This window comes from Variovorax sp. LjRoot175 (genome assembly GCF_964253805.1).
Taxonomy (GTDB): domain Bacteria; phylum Pseudomonadota; class Gammaproteobacteria; order Burkholderiales; family Burkholderiaceae_C; genus Variovorax.
In genome coordinates, this window is sequence record NZ_CAXURY020000002.1 from 278,953 (window position 1) to 293,233 (window position 14,281).

Annotated in this window: 15 protein-coding genes; 4 read left to right on the top strand and 11 right to left on the bottom strand. The window is 66.0% G+C overall.

Going from position 1 to position 14,281, the window contains the following annotated elements; genetic code table 11:
* Nucleotides 1–16 precede the first annotated feature (16 nt).
* Together ACSQ89_RS31260 and ACSQ89_RS31265 are read right to left on the bottom strand one after the other, a co-directional pair.
* Nucleotides 17–811 carry an enoyl-CoA hydratase-related protein gene (locus tag ACSQ89_RS31260; protein WP_436294401.1) on the bottom strand — a complete coding sequence of 265 codons (795 nt, stop codon included), beginning with the start codon at nt 809–811 and terminating at the stop codon, nt 17–19.
* Nucleotides 812–837: 26 nt separating this feature from the next.
* The gene (locus ACSQ89_RS31265; protein ID WP_436294269.1) at nt 838–2,184 is read right to left on the bottom strand and encodes an aminotransferase class III-fold pyridoxal phosphate-dependent enzyme; all 1,347 of its coding nucleotides are present in this window, start codon (nt 2,182–2,184) and stop codon (nt 838–840) included.
* A gap of 123 nt (nt 2,185–2,307) precedes the next feature.
* On the opposite strand from ACSQ89_RS31265, the gene gcvA reads away from it, so the two are divergent.
* Entirely contained in the window at nt 2,308–3,234 is a 927-nt protein-coding gene (gcvA, locus tag ACSQ89_RS31270) for a transcriptional regulator GcvA (protein WP_436296799.1), read from the top strand.
* Between the two features lie 1,010 nt (nt 3,235–4,244).
* On the opposite strand, the gene ACSQ89_RS31275 is transcribed toward gcvA, so the two are convergent.
* Nucleotides 4,245–5,321 (bottom strand): LysR family transcriptional regulator, encoded by a 1,077-nt coding sequence (locus tag ACSQ89_RS31275; RefSeq protein WP_436294271.1) that lies wholly within the window; start codon nt 5,319–5,321, stop codon nt 4,245–4,247.
* On the opposite strand from ACSQ89_RS31275, the gene ACSQ89_RS31280 reads away from it, so the two are divergent.
* Genes ACSQ89_RS31280 through ACSQ89_RS31290 form a run of 3 tightly spaced genes read left to right on the top strand, consistent with a single transcriptional unit; the run spans nt 5,285 to nt 7,906 of the window.
* On the top strand, nt 5,285–6,244 hold the full coding sequence (locus tag ACSQ89_RS31280; RefSeq protein WP_436294272.1) for a Bug family tripartite tricarboxylate transporter substrate binding protein: 960 nt from the start codon (nt 5,285–5,287) through the stop codon (nt 6,242–6,244). The genes ACSQ89_RS31275 and ACSQ89_RS31280 overlap by 37 nt on opposite strands.
* Nucleotides 6,245–6,261: 17 nt before the next feature.
* Entirely contained in the window at nt 6,262–7,296 is a 1,035-nt protein-coding gene (locus ACSQ89_RS31285) for a zinc-dependent alcohol dehydrogenase (RefSeq protein ID WP_436294273.1), read from the top strand.
* The gene (locus ACSQ89_RS31290) at nt 7,289–7,906 is read left to right on the top strand and encodes a hypothetical protein (protein WP_436294274.1); all 618 of its coding nucleotides are present in this window, start codon (nt 7,289–7,291) and stop codon (nt 7,904–7,906) included. The genes ACSQ89_RS31285 and ACSQ89_RS31290 overlap by 8 nt, the downstream gene beginning before the upstream one ends.
* Here ACSQ89_RS31290 and ACSQ89_RS31295 read toward each other — a convergent pair.
* Genes ACSQ89_RS31295 through ACSQ89_RS31330 form a run of 8 tightly spaced genes read right to left on the bottom strand, consistent with a single transcriptional unit; the run spans nt 7,881 to nt 14,277 of the window.
* Entirely contained in the window at nt 7,881–8,213 is a 333-nt protein-coding gene (locus ACSQ89_RS31295; RefSeq protein WP_093110605.1) for an FAD-dependent oxidoreductase, read from the bottom strand. The two genes, ACSQ89_RS31290 and ACSQ89_RS31295, sit on opposite strands and share 26 nt — an antisense overlap.
* A gap of 15 nt (nt 8,214–8,228) precedes the next feature.
* On the bottom strand, nt 8,229–8,996 hold the full coding sequence (locus ACSQ89_RS31300; protein ID WP_436294275.1) for an SDR family oxidoreductase: 768 nt from the start codon (nt 8,994–8,996) through the stop codon (nt 8,229–8,231).
* Nucleotides 8,997–9,007: 11 nt separating this feature from the next.
* On the bottom strand, nt 9,008–10,009 hold the full coding sequence (locus ACSQ89_RS31305; RefSeq protein ID WP_436294276.1) for an ABC transporter substrate-binding protein: 1,002 nt from the start codon (nt 10,007–10,009) through the stop codon (nt 9,008–9,010).
* A gap of 11 nt (nt 10,010–10,020) precedes the next feature.
* A complete protein-coding gene (locus ACSQ89_RS31310; protein ID WP_436294277.1) occupies nt 10,021–10,788 on the bottom strand; it encodes an ABC transporter permease in 768 nt (255 codons plus the stop codon).
* Complete coding sequence (locus ACSQ89_RS31315; protein WP_093110599.1) at nt 10,785–11,531, bottom strand: ABC transporter ATP-binding protein; 747 nt, start codon at nt 11,529–11,531, stop codon at nt 10,785–10,787. The genes ACSQ89_RS31310 and ACSQ89_RS31315 overlap by 4 nt, the downstream gene beginning before the upstream one ends.
* Before the next feature lie 8 nt (nt 11,532–11,539).
* Complete coding sequence (locus tag ACSQ89_RS31320) at nt 11,540–13,009, bottom strand: acyl-CoA reductase (RefSeq protein WP_436294278.1); 1,470 nt, start codon at nt 13,007–13,009, stop codon at nt 11,540–11,542.
* Nucleotides 13,006–14,124, bottom strand: a complete 1,119-nt coding sequence (locus ACSQ89_RS31325; RefSeq protein WP_436294279.1) for a long-chain fatty acid--CoA ligase — start codon at nt 14,122–14,124, stop codon at nt 13,006–13,008. The genes ACSQ89_RS31320 and ACSQ89_RS31325 overlap by 4 nt, the downstream gene beginning before the upstream one ends.
* Nucleotides 14,125–14,277: a hypothetical protein gene (locus ACSQ89_RS31330; protein ID WP_436294280.1), complete on the bottom strand. Its 153-nt coding sequence runs from the start codon at nt 14,275–14,277 to the stop codon at nt 14,125–14,127.
* Between the last annotated feature and the right edge of the window lie 4 nt (nt 14,278–14,281).

Below are 14,281 nucleotides of genomic sequence, written 5' to 3' on the forward strand. Positions count from 1 at the left end.
GCCTTCCTTTGCGGCTTCAACGCGTGCCCCGCCGCGCACCCCGGAAATCCGGCGCGCGTTTGGCGAGAAAGGCTTGCACGCCTTCGCGCGACTCGGCCGTGCCGTAGTAGAGCGCCAGCGCCTCGAAGCCCAGCGCGCCGATGGCCCGGATGCTCTCCGAATCGGCGTTGAAAGAGCGCTTGGCGATGGCCAGGGCGGTCGGACTCTTGGCAAGGATCTCGCGGCACCAGAGTTCGACCTCGGCGTCCAGCTGCGCCGGCGCGACTACGCGATTGACCAGCCCCATCGCGAGCGCTTCCTCTGCGCCGTAGCGGCGGCACAGGTACCACATCTCCCTGGCGCGCTTTTCGCCCGCCACACGCGCGAGCAGCGCGGTGCCGAAGCCCGGATCCACCGAGCCGACCTTCGGGCCGACCTGGCCGAACACCGCGTCGGTGCTCGCGATCGCAAGGTCGCAGACCGTGACGAGCACATTGCCGCCGCCGATGGCGAAGCCCTGCACGCGCGCGATCACGGGCTTGGGAATGTCGCGGATCAGGCTCTGCAGCTCCTCCATCGGCAAGCCGATGGTGCCGCGCGCGCCGTAGCCGCCCTGGCCGTGGCTGGACTGGTCACCGCCGGTGCAGAAGGCGCGCTCGCCGGCGCCGGCGAGCACGACCACGCCGATCTCGCGGTTCCAGCCGGCGCGGCCGATCGCATGAAGCAGCTCTTCCGCGGTGCGCCCGCGCACCGCGTTGTAGACCTGCGGCCGGTTGATGGTGATGCGCGCGACGCCTTCGCGCTCCTCGTAGAGGATGTCCTCGTACGGCATGTCGCTGGAGGCGTTTGATGCGGGCGTCACAGCGAAGCCTCCAGCACCGTCAGCGCGGCGTCGAACGCCTCCAGCCCTTGCGCGAGCTCAGCGCGCGTGATCACGAAGGGCGGCGAGACCATCACCACGTTGTAGCGGCCATAGGCATGGACGCCGCGGCGCATGAGCTCGCCGTAGAACGCCTTCATGGGCGCGGATCCGCCAGGGTGGTGCCATTGCACCAGCGGCTCGCGCGTGTGCCGGTCCCGCACCAGTTCGATGCCGAAGTGCGCGCCCATGCCGCGCACGTCGCCCACCACCGGATGGGCGCGCTGCAGCGCCTGCAGGCCCTCGCGCAGCCAGCTCTCGATCTCGAGCGTGCGCTCGAACAGGCCTTCCTCGAGGTAGACCTTCAGGGCCGCGACGCCGCCGGCCACGGCGAGCACATGGCCGGCGTGGGTGTGGCCCACGTCGAACAGTTCGGTGTCGAAGTGGCTGGCCACGCCTTCGCGCACAAGCACGCCGCCCAGCGGCGTGTACGACGAGCTCGCGCCCTTGGCGAACGACATCAGGTCCGGCAGCACGCCCAGCCGCGTCGCGGCGAACGCGGCGCCGGTGCGGCCGAACCCCGTCATGACCTCGTCGAAGACCAGCAGGATGCCGTGCCGGTCGCACAGCGCGCGCACGCCCTGCAGGTAGCCGTCGGGGTAGATCACCATGCCGCTGGAGCCGGTCATGGGCTCGAGCACGATCGCCGCGACGTTGTGGGCGCCTTCGTGCGACAGCACCTGCTCCAGGTGCTGCAGCGCGCGGCGCGTTTCCTCGGCGGCATCGGTGGTGAAGAACGGGCTGCGGTACGGGTAGGGCGTAAAGAACTTCACCATGCCCGGCAGGTTGGGCAGCGGGTCGCGCCAGCGGTCCACGCCGGTCATCGCACTGCCGCCGATGGTGCTGCCGTGGTACGAGCGGTAGGCGCTGAGCACCTTGGACCTGCGCGTGACGAGCCGCGCGATCTTCAGCGCATCATCGTTCGCCTCGCCGCCGCCGGACGCGAAATGCACGCGCAGCCCTTCGGGCCATGGCGAGATGCGGTTGAGCAGCTGCGCGTATTCGGCGCGCACATCGTTGAAGTAGCTGGAGGCGACCCAGCACAGCTTCTCGGCCTGCTGCTGGATCGCCTTCACGACCTTCGGATGGCCGTGGCCCAGCGGCACCGCGACATAGCCGCTGGTCATGTCCAGGTAGGCCTTGCCGTCCTGGTCGAAGAAGTGGCAACCCTCGGCGCGCGTGATGACCGGCGGGTTGAGTCCGCCTTGCACCGACCACGAGACGAGCACCTGCCGGTAGGCCGCGGGCAATCGGGCGTTGGCCTGCCCATGTATCTGAAGGTCCATCGAAATTCCTGTGGATGAAATAATCTGATTGCCCCAATGGGCCATCCGCCGGAAGCTTAGGAAGGTGCGCCCCAGCGGACAAACCAAACCTTTGACACCTGACCCTCCAAAATATTGGTCCTCATGGCACGCGAACTTCCTCCCATGCTCTCGGTGCGCGCCTTCGAAGCGGCGGCGCGCCACGGCGGCTTCGCCAAGGCCGCGGCGGAGCTTTTCGTGTCGCCAGGCGCGATTGCACATCAAGTGCGTCAGCTCGAGGAGTGGCTCGGCGTCGAACTCTTTGCGCGGCTGCCTCGCTCGGTGGAACTGACCGATGCCGGGCGCGTCTACCGCGCTAGCGTGGAGCAGGTGCTCGAGGATCTGGAACGCGCTTCGATCGAACTGCGCCGCCACGCCGACGACAACGAAGTCACCGTCACGGCCATGCCTTCGTTCGTCACGCGTTGGCTGATGCCGAGGCTGGGACAGTTCCGGGCGATCCACCCGCAAATCGAGGTTCGCGTGCTCGCGTCGGTGCCGCCGGTGGAGTTTGTGCGAGACCGGGTGGACGTGGCCATCCGGCTCGGCGCGGGACCGTACCCCGGACTGGCGTCCGAGCCGCTGCTGGACGAGCACTTCTTCCCCGTCGCGGCCCCTGCGCTGCTGGCCGAGCACGGCGCGTTGGCGTCACCTCGCGACCTCCTGGACATGGTTCTTCTTCACGACGAGTTCGAGCCGCGCATTCCGGAACAGGTCGACTGGGCACGATGGTTTAAGGTGCATGGCATCCTCGTGCCCAAGCGGCTGCAGGTTCCGAGGCTGCGCTTTTCGCACAGCTATCTCACCCTCGACGCAGCCACGTCGAAGCAGGGCGTGGCGATGGCTTCGGATGTGCTGGCCTCTGACGCTGTCGACCAAAGGGGGCTGGCGATGGCTTGGTGCGGTGCGGTCACTGGTCCGTACCGCTATCACCTCGTGCAGAACAAGCAGTCATCGGCGCCAAGGCGGCCGGTGCAGTGCTTCGTCGAGTGGGTGCGTGGCGCGGCACATGACTTCCGACCTGCGAGGTGAGGCGGATCGAATTGTCGGCGTGGGGCGTGGGGGCGTGGGGTGCAACGGTGCGCTGAGCCTTTGCTCAACCGCATCAACACTTCCTTTTGGCGCAAATTTGAACAAGGGCACTACGACGTTTGGTCTTGGCCTGAAAGCAGTCATCCGTGTGGGAACCGTTGAATGTCTGCAACCCTGCAAAGCGGACATCCGCAACAGCCTGCTGTATGACGGCACTGGGCCCTAACCGGCTGTTCGCCCTTGCTCCATTGCGGACCTACGGGTCGCGCACAAAATAAGCGATCCCCGGGCAGCAAGTGACTCGGAGATCGTTGGCGTTTAGGGCTTCAGCGTCAACACTTTAAGCCAACCCCTAGCCCACCGAGGCGGGTTTGTCATATCTGAGCTTGCTTGTGCAGCGGATCGTCAAATTTTCGGCCGAACTGCGCAGTAGTTCCGATCCGGAGGGCTGCCGCGTAGCTTCCAGTGCGCGGGGTCGTTGAACGGCGCCGCCAAAGCGCCCATGATGAAATCTCTCAGTGGGAACCCTTCTCCAAGGTCGACCAACGACCTCTTGCCCTGACCGGAAACGGCCGGGGCTTTTTCGTTGCCACCGTCAAAATCGAGGTCATGAGTGGATCGAGAGCGGACGAGGTGCGGACGTGCGATTGCAGTTGGAGCGAGACGACTCTATCTGCGCCAAGGAGACAGGACTCATCTCAATGAGGGGGAGCCTCTTCCTGTTCGACCGGGGGGGTTCGTTCCGCAGCTCCGCCATGTCGCAGCGTCGTTGCCGGCCGAGGAGTGAGGTCTGCGCTTCTTGCCGGAAGCGAGGCAGCGTTTGCTTGATTCATCCAGTGACGGGACGCGGCTGCGGATTCAACCGGTCGATGCAACACACTAAAAACTGCGTAGGCAGAAGGAGTGTTGCAGATGAAGCAAAGGCCTCGGATCTACTACACGGACAGCCAGAAGCAGCGTGGGCGCGTCCGGGCGACAAGCAGTCTCAAGCGTCGGTCTGCTCGGCCATTTCAACAGCCCAGCATTTCTGCCATGCGGCGTTGAAGGTCAGCAAAGTTCGCGCGCACTGCATCTGCCAACGTAGGCAACAGAGGATTCGGATCCGCCTTTCGCCTCAGCAAAACAAGCACCTCGCTGGCGGCCGGTCCCCGCAGGCTGCAAAACCTCGTGCCCGCCACTCCAAGCAACGCGCACGAAGACGGCACCAATGCCACGCCGAGCCCGGCACCGACCAGGTCGAGCACGCCGTGCACCGTGCTCGCTTCGTAGCGGATGCGCGGGCTGAAGCCGGCCTTTGCGCAGAGGTAGATCGACTGGTCGAAGTACGCTGGTCCTCGGTGCCGGGTGAAGGCGACGAAATCGTGGTCCGCGAAGCTGCGCAGTTCGACCGGGTTGCCGGCACGGCGTGCTTGCTGCGGCGTCAGCGCAAGGCAAAAGGGATCGGCCATCTGCGCCGCGACCGTCAGCCGCGGATGGTGCGGCTTGCTGCGTGCGATCCCGGCATCGAGATGACCCGCGGCCACCGCCTCCGCCTGCTCGCTGCTGATCATCTCGCGCAGTTCGATATGCAGCGCCGGATGCTCCTTCTTGAGATGCCGGACGAGCTTCGGCAGCACCGTGCTGCTGGCCGAGGGCACGAAGCCGAGAGCCAAGTGGCCGCTGCTGGCGCTTCCCGTCACAGACTCCTTCATGCGCGCCGCACGGTCGAGCAGATACCGCGCTTCCGGCAGCAAGGACTCGCCTGCTGTCGTCAGGCGTACGCCTTTGGGGTGGCGCACAAAGAGCGCAGTGCCCATTTCTTCTTCGAGCTGCCGGATCTGCACCGACAGCGGTGGCTGTGCGATGAACAACTTTTCCGCGGCCCGGCTCAGGTTGCCTGTTTCGGCCACGGCCACGAAGTAGCGCAGGTGCCTCAGTTCCATGGTCATGAAAACTCCATATCCAGGAGATATCAAATCCATAGCGTATCGGTGTTTGGCGTATCGAACGCCAGCGACCAGAATTCGTCCATTCCAGGCGCAAGAGCGCCGCCCACTGAACGGAGACACACATGAAGAAAGCTCTCGCCCTGCTGACGGGTTGCGCATTTGGCCTGGCCGCGTCGGCCCAGAGCTGGCCCACCAAGCCGGTCAAGCTGGTCGTGCCGGCGCCAGCCGGCAGCTCGCTCGACTTCATCGCCCGCACGCTGGGCGACAAGCTGCGCGAGCGCTGGAAGCAGCCGGTCGTGGTCGACAACAAGGCTGGTGCAGGCGGCATGCTGGGCATGACCGCCGTTGCCAAGGCTCCGGCCGACGGCTACATCCTGGGCGTTGGCTTCAACGGTCCGATCGCATTCGGGCCGCACATGTACAAGAAGATGGCTTACGACCCTGCCAAGGAGCTGCTGCCGATCGTGCTCACCTCGTCGCAACCCAACGTGCTGGCGGTTGCGGCCAGCAACCCCGCCAGGACCTTGCCCGAATTCGTCGCCTGGGCAAAGAAGCAGGGCGGGAAGATCAACTACGCCTCGGTCGGCGCCGGCAGTTCTTCGCACCTGACCATGGAGCTGTTCAAGAGTGCGGCTGGTTTCGAAGCCACGCATGTGCCGTTCGCCGGCTCGCCACCGGCCGGTATTTCGGTAGCGTCCGAAGAGACACAAGCTCTGTTCACCGTGGCTCCTGCGCTGCTGCCGCTGATCCAGGGCGGCCGCATTCGCCTGCTGGCAGGCACCAGCCTCCAGCGCACCGAGACCATGAAGGACCTGCCGACGGTCGCCGAGGCGGGCTATCCCGGCTTCGAAGCCTTGGCGTGGAACGGCCTGTTCAGCGCCGCTGGCACGCCGCCGGAACTGGTGCGCCGCATCAATGCCGACGTCAACGAGGTGATGAAGGACAAGGACGTGCGCGACGCCTTCGCAAAGCAGGGTTTGATCCTCGGCGGAGGCTCGCCCGACGAGTTCAAGACCTTCATCGCGGCCGAAAGCCTCAAATGGGGCGCCATCATCAAGAAGGTCGGCATCAGCATCGACTGACACCGGAATCAAGCACCATGCAAGCTTTGCGCAAGACACGCCCGGAAGCGGGCCTCGAACTGGTGGACATACCGGCTCCCGTGCTGGAAGCCGATTCCAGCGATGTGCTCGTGAAGGTCAGGGCCACCGGCATCTGCGGCAGCGACCTGCACGTAGACGACTGGACGCCCAGCTATGCCTTCATCACCCAGAGCATTCCTGTCACGATCGGGCACGAGTTCGTCGGGGTTGCGCAGACCGGCCCCTTGGCCGGCCAGCGCGTGGTCGTTCGTCCCTCCGTGACTTGTGGCGTCTGCACCGCTTGCGCCACGGGCGACCACGATGGCTGCGAGAAGCGCCGCGGCATCGGAATGACGCGCGATGGCGCCTTCGCGCCCCGGGTCCGGGTCCCGTTGCGCAACTGCGTGCCCGTGCCCGAGAGCCTCAGCGACGAGCTCGCAGCGCTCACGGAGCCGCTCACCATATCGATGCAGGCGCTTCGCATCGCAGGAGACGTAGCCGGCAAGCGCGTGCTGGTGATGGGCCCGGGCACCATCGGCCAGGGGATCGCTGCGCTGGCACGCCGTGCCGGTGCCACGCAGGTAGTGGTCAGCGGCTTCGACGACGCAGCCCGATTCGACGCACTGCGCCGAATGGGCTTCGATGCCTTGGTCGATGTGGCAACTCAGCCGCTGGCCGAAGGCGCCCGGCCGTACACGGGCGGCGAGCCCTTTGATGTCATATTCGAAGCGACGGGGGTGCCCGAAACCATCACGGAAGGCCTGGCGCTGTTGCGGCGCAATGGAATCGTGGTCGTCACCGGCATCCATGCCCGCCCGCTTTTGCTCGACCTGACACCGATGGTGCGCAACCAGCAACAAATGCGTGGCTCGTTTCGTCCGCCCGAATCCGATTGGCCTCTGGCCCTCGAACTGATGGGCGAGATGGATGCTGTCATGCGCCCGATGATCAGTCATGTCTTGCCGTTGTCGCAAGCCCGCGAGGGGTTTGCGCTGGCGCACGCGAAGGCGGCGAGCAAAGTGCTCCTGAAGCCGCAAGCACGCGATGAATGACGATATAGCCGGCACGGGCGCCGTGTTGGCACTATGGAACGACGTCACGCCCGACGTGGATGCCGAGTACAACGCGTGGCATGCAAGCGAGCACGTGCCCGAGCGGTTGACGGTCCCAGGCATGCTGTGGGGCCGGCGTTATCGACGCTTGTGCAACAGCGATGCGCCACGCTACCTCACGATCTATGGCATGCGCGACGCGCAGGTCTTGGAAAGCGACGCCTATCGCCTTCTGCTGAGCCGGCCTACACCGATGAGCGCGCGCATGCGCCCGCATCTGTGCAACCTGTCGCGCTGGGTGTGCGATGTTCGCGAGGCCCTTGGATTCTTCGCATCAACCAACCTGGCTGTGTGGACGTTCGATGCGGAAGATGCGGCTCGCCTGCGCGCAGATGAACACGCATCCCGCACCCATGACTTGCTGCTCGCCCAGCGATCGCTCGACGCAGCGCCGCTGCCCTGGCTGACGGGCGGACAGGCGCAAGCGATCGAGGGAAGCTGGCTGTTGGCCATGGGAATGCCCGAGCGGGCGAGGGCTTCACCGCAGGCAATCCCGGGCGCAATCTTGTACAACACCCTTCCGGTCAAGCCAGCTTTGCCCCGTCTCTGAGCAGTCGTTCGCGCAGTGCCGGCATCGACACGGCACGGACCTTCCCTTGCTGCTTCGACTGCGCCGCCATCGCAGCCGCCACGCCGGCTGCCTGGCCTACGGCCATCGAGATGGTCATCACACGGATCGCCGCGTGCGCGCTGTGCGTCGCCGAGACGCCGCGCCCGACCACCAGCGCGTTGTCGAAGCCGACCGGAATCAGGCTGCGGTACGGGATTTGGTACGCGTGGTCGTCACCGAGGCCTTCGTAGCGCAGTTCGCCGCCGGCGGCCGGATGGATGTCGATCGGATACGCGCCGGCGGCAATCGCATCGGGAACTCTTCATTTCATCACCAGGCCGCCATCGACGAACAGCACCTGGCCCGTCATGAAGCGGCTCCATTCGGAAGCGAGAAACAACACCGGGCCGGCAACGTCCTCGGGCCGCGCGATTCGTCGCAGCGGGGTTGCGGCGATCAGCGACTCACGAAATTCTTCCCGGGTCGCGCTGCTGGCCTGCGTCGGGTAGACCAGGCCCGGGGCGACGCAGTTGACACGGATGCCGAGCGGCCCCAGTTCGGCGGCCAGGTTGCGGCTGAAGCCGACCAGCGCCGACTTGGCGGTCGTGTAGTCGTGGTACGGAATCACCGGCCGCTCGACCAGGTCGCTGACGATGTTGACGATGCTGCCCTGAGTGCGGTGCCTGAAGTGCGGCAGCACGGCCCTGCAGACGTTGTATGCGCCGCCGACGGCGCCATCGAACTGCGCCTGGTAATCCTGCCACGCCATGTCGCCGAACAAGGTGCGGCGCTGCGGGTCGAATGAATACGGCCGGAAGGCGTTGTTGACCACCACGTCGATGCGGCCCGCTGCATCCAGGGCCTGTTCCACCATGGCCTGCACGGCCGCGCCCGAATTGACGTCGGCCTTCACAGCCCAGGCGTCGCCACCGGCCGCCTTGCAATTTGCGACCACATCGGCGGCTGCGGCGTCGTTGCTCAGGTGGTTGACCACCACCGTCGCGCCTTCGCTTGCGAAGGCCTGCGCAATGGCGGCGCCGATGCCACGGCTCGCACCTGTGACCAGCACCACCTTGCCATCGAACTTCATGGTGTCAACCTTCATCGCGCCGGCAGCAGTTCCGTGCTGACCACGTCAGAGACCTTGATGTCGTGCCCGATCAGGCCCAGCTTGCGGTAGGCGTCCGCGGCCTTTTGCAGCGACTCCAGGTCGAAGGCACCAAGACCGTTTTTCCCGGTGGTGGCCGACACGGAGGCGGCATTGCGCAGGCGGATCACTTCCAGGTTGGTGGGGCGGTCGGTACCGTCGATGGCGTGTTTCACCGCCAGGCCAGCCGCCTCGTCGGGGTTGGCGATCATCCACGCCGCGCTCTCGCGATAGGCTTTCAGGAACCGCTTCAGCAATGGCTTCTTCTGCTGGTAGACCTGTTCCCGCACCACGAACAGGTCGCTCGACACGTTCAAGTAGTTGCGCACCTCCATCACGTTGACGTCGCCCAGCCCCTTACGCTTGCCCACCAGCAAGCCGGTGTCGGTGGCAGCAGTCGCATCGACCTGGCCTTGCAGCAGCGGCGCGAAGTTCAACAGCCCGGTGACGACGATGGTGACGTCGGATTCGGACAGACCGGCCTGGTGCAGCAGCACCAACAGGTTCTGGCGGGTGCCGCTGGACAGGCTGTAGACACCGATCTTCTTGCCCTTTAGGTCGGCCGGGCTGGTGATGTTGGCGGACTTGAGCGAGACCACGTTGAAGACGTTCTGTGGGTAGATGTCGTAGATCGCCCGCAGCTTCTCGCCCTTGTCGAGGGCCGAAAAGAACGCACCCGGATCGGTGAAGGCCACGTCCGCCTGTCCCGTGAGGATGTTGCGGATCGCGTCGCCCCCGCCGGCGCCCGACACGTAGGCCAGATCGATCCCGTTGGCCTTGAAGATGCCCTTGTCGGGCTCGACCAGCAGGTGCGTGATCTCGGTGATCGGCTTGCTCCAGCCGGCCACAGTGATCTTCTCCAGCGTGTCGGCAGCGTTCGCCCCGCCTGCGGCTACCAAGGTGAAAAGCGCAGCGGTTGCCAGCAGCGCGCAACGGCGTGCGATGGGTTTGTGCATGGACGTTTCCTTCATGAGATTCGGGTGTAGGGCAGCAGCAGTCGTTTCTCGACCGCGAGCGTGACTTGGTACAGCAGCAGGCCGAGCGCGGCGATGACAACCAGCACCGCGAACATCAGCGGCGTGTCCATCATTCCCTGCGAGGCGATGATCAGCGCGCCGAGCCCCTGGCTGGCGCCGATGAACTCCCCGACGACCGCCCCGACCAGCGCGAGCACCACCGCCACCCGCAGGCCCGCCAGGATGCCGGGCAGGCCGGAAGGCAGCTTCAGGCGCAGCAGTGTCTGACGCCGCGTGGCGCCTAGCATCCGAAACAGCTCGAGCCGTTGCGGGTCGACCTGCTGCAGGCTGGTCACGGTGTTTTCCATCAGGGGGAAAAAGCAGATCAGCGCCGTGATCACCACCGTCGACGTCATGCCGAAGCCGAACCACACGATGAAGAGCGGCGCCAGCGCCAGTTTGGGGATGACCTGGCTGATCACGATGTAAGGCTTCAGCACGCGTTGCAGCAGCGCCGACTCGGCCATCGCCACGCCGCTGATGAAACCAATCGAGCAGCCGGTGAACAGCCCGAGCACCAGCTCGAGGCCGGTCGTGCGGATGTGGGGCCACAAGTAGCCGGTGGACAGGCCCATCCAGAGCGACTTCATCACCGCCGAAGGCGCCGGCAGGACCAGGGCCGAAACGCCGGAGCCGCGCGACGCCAGCTCCCATCCCGCGAGCAATGCGAGCAGAAGCGCCCAGGAGCAGAACTGCGTGCGCGCGGAGGTCAGCTTCATACCGTCGCCATGTCCATCGCGTCGCGCACTTGCGCGCAGTGCAGGTTGAAGGCTGCGCCGTACCGCATTGCCGGCGCGCGCGGTTTGCTCACCTCGACGCGGACGTCCTGCACGATCCGGCCGCTGTCCATCACCGCGACCCGGTCGCCCAGATACACCGCTTCGGAGATGTCGTGCGTCACGAACAGGACGGTGGTGCGGCGCAGGCGACACATGTGCAGCAGGTCGTCCTGCAGCTCGCCGCGAGTGATCGCGTCCAGCGCGGCGAAGGGTTCGTCCAGCAACAGCAACGCCGGCTCCAGGATCAGTGCGCGCGCCAGGGCCGCGCGGCTTTGCTGGCCGCCCGACAACTGCCGGGGGTAATGCTGCGCATGGGCCGACAGACCGAGCAGCGCCAGCAACTGCTGCGCCTTGTCGATCTCCCGGGCGGTTGGCTTGTGTTGCAGCGACACCGGCAGCAGGACGTTGTCGATCACGCGATGCCACTCGAGCAGGGTGGGCGACTGGAACACGAAGCCGAGCTGCGGTCCGGGCGCAACCACCTCCCTGCCCTGCAACCGGATGCTGCCCGTTTGGGGATGCAGCAGGCCCGCGGCGAGCTTGAGCAAGGTCGTCTTGCCGCAGCCGCTGCGCCCGACCAGGCAATGGAACTCGCCTTCCGCGATGCGCCAGTCGACGCTGCGCACCACCGGCGGCCAGCCGGGGTAGGTGAAGCCCACCTTGTCGATGTCGAGGAAGCTCACGAGCGCTCCTAGTCCGCGTACGGCGCCAGCTTGTCGGCCGCAAGTTCTGCCGACTGCTCGATCTCGACCATCCGCACCAGGTCCAGCAGGTTGAACCGGCCGTCGTGATGCCAGCCCGCCTCCGGCGAGGTCATCGAGCCGATGGCGGTGATGCGGGTCACGCCGGCTGCTCCCAGCAACTCCGACAGCCGGAACAGTTCAGCCGGTGCTGCCGCCACGCCCGCCGTTTGCAGGAAGGGGGGGTGCGCTTCCACTTGCGCGATCACCTGTTCCAGCGAGTCGACCGCGACGACTTGGAGACTCCGGTTCAGCGCCGTGGGGGCCAAGGCCCGTGTTTCATCGGCGTAAGCGACGCCAAAGGCCGCGCCGTCCTCGCCGATCAGCTCGCTGACAAACTCGCCGCCCGCCGACATCGACTGCAGCTCGATGGCTTGCCTCCATCCGGCCACGGCGGCTGAATCCTCCAGCGCCAGGGCCCGGCGCGGGAAACGGTTCTGCAGGTTGGCGAGCTCGCTGGCGAGGTACTGCGCGAATTCGCGCGGCGACACCTTGCCGCCGCGTTCCACGTAGAAGACATGGGGCGAATAGCAGCCCTGCTGGTCGTAGCGCATCACGTCCCAGGCGGCCAGTCGTGCCGTCGCCGGCGCGCGCAGAGTGTCGAGGGCCGCGGCGCTCACCAGGCCGAAGCCCAGCTTGTGGCCGTACGGCAGAAAGCGCGTCGTGACCGGCAGCCGACGGCGGATCTCTGCCAGCGAATCGTTGGCGCCGTAGGCGAGCACCGTGTCCGCCTCGGCGTAGAGGGCCGACGCCTGTTCCTCCTCGCCGCCTTTCCACCACACCACGGCCAGGCAATCGGCCAGCGGCGGGTGGACCTCGGCCAGCAGCCGAGCGAACAGGCCCGCGAACAGCGGCTCCGCGCTTGGCAGCTTGCCGATGTTGCCGGCCTTCACCAGCAATCCGCAGACCAGGCTCCACAGCGGCAGGGCCGGAACGTTGCCGGCCCAGCTGTGAACCAGCAGATCCGGCCCGAACGCCCTGGCCGCGCCGCCCTTGGGTCGCGGCTGGAACTCGTCCAGCAATTTGGGATTGGCGAAGTCTTCGGCGACGAAGCGGTGCAGTTGCGGCTCGCGAAAGGTCTTGAAGAAAGCCGTGAGTCCCAGGCGAACCATATCGGCGTCGTAGCCGCTGACGATCGGCAGCAGCCGGTCGGCCTGTATGCGGTAGGCGTCGGCCGGGTCGAGCAGGCGGGCGATCGCGCGATCCACCACGGCCACGATTTCCGACACGGTCATCGTCTTCAGATGGAGGCGGCTGGCCTGCTTGACCCGCAAGGCGAGCGCGGTCATCTGTTGCGGGCTCAACACGGGCACGGCGACTTCGAGCCGCGTGGCGCCCGATTCGAAGACCAGAGGCTGCCACTGCACCTCCGCCGGCGCCAGGCCAGGCAAGTAACCGGCAGCCGCGTGCAGCGTCGTCATGCCGCTGCCGCCCGGATGAATTCCTCCACCGCCAGCGAGCAGCCCTTGGCCTGCGCGCCCTCGGCGCGACCGAGCAGCAGGAACCCTCCGTCGGCTGCCAGGCCCACGTCCTCGGTCAGGATGGTGGTCACGGAATTGAAGTTGGCAAGGTCGCAATGGACCAAGATACCGCGTTCGCCACGCGCGACTTCGCGGCTCGTGAGCGGGTCGACCAGGCGGGAGCGGATCCAGTGCGGCCCCGACTTCACCGACGGCACGGTAGCATTGCCCGCGTCGTAGAATTGCGTGCTCAGCTCGGTCATGCCATACATGTTGATGCACTGCGATCGTTCGATGCCGAGCCGGGCGGACAGCTCCGCATAGAAGGCGTCGAGTGGCAATTCGCGCGACTGTCCCTTGTAGCCACCCGTGTCCAGGACCCGGCTGCCCGCCGGCAGGCGGAAAGATTTTCCACGCTGCTTGAGCTCGTCGATCAGGTGTACGAAGCTGTAGCTGGCGCCGAGCAGGGCGTAGGGCAAGCCGTGGCGTTCAGCGTCCGCCAGCGCATCGCACAGGCCGGGACTGTCCAGTCCCTGCGGGCTCACGAAGTAACGACTCTCCTCGGTGCCGAATTCACTCAGAGCGAGCGCAAGGTAGTGGGCCAGCGAGGAATTGGGCAGCACGGTTTCGGTGGGGAACAGGATCCCCAAGCGCATCCGGCCGCTGCCGTGCATGAACCGACTCGAGAAGTTGCGGATCATCGACCGGTCGTAGACCGCCAGCGTCGGATGATGATGACGGCCCTTCACCTCGCTGCGGGTCGTGCCGCTGGTCATGAAGACGCGGTCCGTTGCGGCCGGCGGCTCGCACCGTAGGTCCAGCTCCTTGAAGGCGTCGATCGGCACTGCCGGGATGTCGCTCCAGCGCTTTACATTGCGCAGGGTCGCGCCGCGCCGCTGGCAGAAGCGTCGGTACGCCTGATTGTTGCCGTACTGATGGGCGAACAGGCGTAACGCCAGCCGATCGAAGTCGTCGTCGGTGCACCCGTCCTGCTCGATGAAGGCGAGGACGTCAGCGACAATTTCGCCGGTTGCACTCGTGGCCCCGGCGGTGTTGTGTCCTGGATGGTTTGACATTCAATTCAGCGGCTGGAGCCGCATCGCTTCGGGCGCGTGCCCATGGTTCAACGGTCCGCCGGAGCTGGCGATAGACAGCACGCGCGGGTACCGGAAAGCATGGGACACAACACCCGCCGTGTGCGTGGGCCGCTCTGCAGAGGTGTTGTTCATGAGG

Coding starts and splice junctions, on each gene's coding strand:
- ACSQ89_RS31310 (WP_436294277.1), bottom strand. CDS start 10,788: ATGAAGCTGACCTCCGCGCGCACGCAGTTCTGCTCCTGGGCGCTTCTG.
- ACSQ89_RS31300 (WP_436294275.1), bottom strand. CDS start 8,996: ATGAAGTTCGATGGCAAGGTGGTGCTGGTCACAGGTGCGAGCCGTGGC.
- ACSQ89_RS31285 (WP_436294273.1), top strand. CDS start 6,262: ATGCAAGCTTTGCGCAAGACACGCCCGGAAGCGGGCCTCGAACTGGTG.
- ACSQ89_RS31320 (WP_436294278.1), bottom strand. CDS start 13,009: ATGACGACGCTGCACGCGGCTGCCGGTTACTTGCCTGGCCTGGCGCCG.
- ACSQ89_RS31280 (WP_436294272.1), top strand. CDS start 5,285: ATGAAGAAAGCTCTCGCCCTGCTGACGGGTTGCGCATTTGGCCTGGCC.
- ACSQ89_RS31290 (WP_436294274.1), top strand. CDS start 7,289: ATGAATGACGATATAGCCGGCACGGGCGCCGTGTTGGCACTATGGAAC.
- ACSQ89_RS31325 (WP_436294279.1), bottom strand. CDS start 14,124: ATGTCAAACCATCCAGGACACAACACCGCCGGGGCCACGAGTGCAACC.
- ACSQ89_RS31330 (WP_436294280.1), bottom strand. CDS start 14,277: ATGAACAACACCTCTGCAGAGCGGCCCACGCACACGGCGGGTGTTGTG.
- ACSQ89_RS31265 (WP_436294269.1), bottom strand. CDS start 2,184: ATGGACCTTCAGATACATGGGCAGGCCAACGCCCGATTGCCCGCGGCC.
- ACSQ89_RS31275 (WP_436294271.1), bottom strand. CDS start 5,321: ATGCGCAACCCGTCAGCAGGGCGAGAGCTTTCTTCATGTGTGTCTCCG.
- gcvA (WP_436296799.1), top strand. CDS start 2,308: ATGGCACGCGAACTTCCTCCCATGCTCTCGGTGCGCGCCTTCGAAGCG.
- ACSQ89_RS31305 (WP_436294276.1), bottom strand. CDS start 10,009: ATGCACAAACCCATCGCACGCCGTTGCGCGCTGCTGGCAACCGCTGCG.
- ACSQ89_RS31260 (WP_436294401.1), bottom strand. CDS start 811: ATGCCGTACGAGGACATCCTCTACGAGGAGCGCGAAGGCGTCGCGCGC.